At 54.9% G+C, this 842-nt stretch carries 1 protein-coding gene; it reads left to right on the top strand.

Going from position 1 to position 842, the window contains the following annotated elements; translation table 11 throughout:
• The first annotated feature begins 54 nt into the window (after nt 1–54).
• Nucleotides 55–830, top strand: a protein-coding gene (locus NW818_RS07800; protein ID WP_414424249.1) for an IS5 family transposase whose coding sequence is annotated in 2 segments (ribosomal slippage) — nt 55–388 and nt 388–830 — 777 coding nt in all. Because the reading frame shifts where the segments join, the coding sequence is not laid out codon by codon here.
• The last annotated feature ends 12 nt before the right edge of the window (nt 831–842 follow it).

Below are 842 nucleotides of genomic sequence, written 5' to 3'. Positions count from 1 at the left end.
CTAGAGCTCATCCCAAAAATGGTAAAACATGGTCACCTGGCAGAGAGGTGACCGCTGATGGACTTAACGGATGCACAATGGCACTTGATCGAACCGCTTATCCCTGTCCCTCCGCGTCGTGCTGACGGCAGAGGTCGGCCACGTTGTAACCCGCGCGAGGTAATGAACGGCATTTTGTGGGTCATGCGCACTGGCGCGGCTTGGGCTGACATCCCGAGTCGATATCCATCCAGCTCGACCTGTCACCGATACTTCCAAGCCTGGGTAAAGGCCGGAGTGTTCGTCCAGATTCTGAACGTTCTGGCCGAGGATTTGTATGCACGTGGCCAGATCGACTTGGCCGAGTGCTTTATCGACGGCACGTTTGTGCCAGCCAAAAAGGGGGCACCGCCGTCGGCAAAACCAAGCGTGGCAAAGGGAGCAAGATCATGGCAATTGCAGACTGCTCTGGCCTTCCTATCGCCATTCACGTATCGAGTGCTTCGCCGCATGAATCCCAGCTTGTTGAGCCCACGCTTGATGCCCGTTTTGTGGCGGATGAACCCAAACGCTTGATTGGCGACAAGGCGTATGACTCTGACTCGTTGGATGCTGCACTGGCTAAGCGTGGCATCGAGATGATCGCTCCACATCGTAGCAATCGCACCGCTCCTAAAACGCAGGACGGTCGGTCGTTGCGACGTTACAAGCGGCGATGGAAGGTTGAACGCCTGAACAGCTGGTTGCTGAGCTATCGCCGGATTGCAGTGCGCTATGAGTATAAGGTTGAAAACTACATCGGCTTCGTGCATCTGGCATGCATTAGGATTTTGCTGAGACACCATTTCTGAGATGAGTTCTAG

The sequence above is a fragment of the Synechococcus sp. R6-5 genome (assembly GCF_047461775.1).
Lineage (GTDB): Bacteria > Cyanobacteriota > Cyanobacteriia > Thermostichales > Thermostichaceae > Thermostichus.
Note: the sequence above shows the minus strand (reverse complement) of the source record. Positions and strands in the feature narration are given on the sequence as shown.